Origin of the sequence: Methylobacterium frigidaeris (assembly GCF_022179185.1) — a bacterium.
GTDB lineage: Bacteria > Pseudomonadota > Alphaproteobacteria > Rhizobiales > Beijerinckiaceae > Methylobacterium > Methylobacterium frigidaeris.
Genome location: NZ_BPQJ01000230.1, coordinates 1 through 263, shown reverse-complemented (window position 1 = coordinate 263; position 263 = coordinate 1). Strand labels below are relative to the sequence as shown.

General features: G+C 70.3%; 1 protein-coding gene. It reads right to left on the bottom strand.

All coding sequences use genetic code 11. From position 1 onward, the window contains the following. Positions 1-48: 48 nt before the first annotated feature. Entirely contained in the window at positions 49-246 is a 198-nt protein-coding gene (locus MFF64_RS39105) for a rhodanese-like domain-containing protein (protein ID WP_238194018.1), read from the bottom strand. Between the last annotated feature and the right edge of the window lie 17 nt (positions 247-263).

The following is a 263-nucleotide window of genomic DNA, read 5'->3' as shown; positions in this document are numbered from 1 at the left end:
GCACCCTCACCCAGGGGATGGCCAAGGGGCCCACCTGAAGGGCGTCCATCACCGGACCAGGGGATACCCCGCCCGCGCTATGGCCAGCACCCCGCCCTCCACGTTGTAGAGGTTCGTGTAGCCCTTGCGCGCCAGGTACTCCGCCGCCTTGCGGCTCCGGTTGCCGCTACGGCAGTAGAGGTAGACGGGCCGCTCCTTAGGGATCCGGTCCCCCCACCGCGCCACCTCCTCCACGGGGAGGTTCATGGCCACGGGGACCTGCC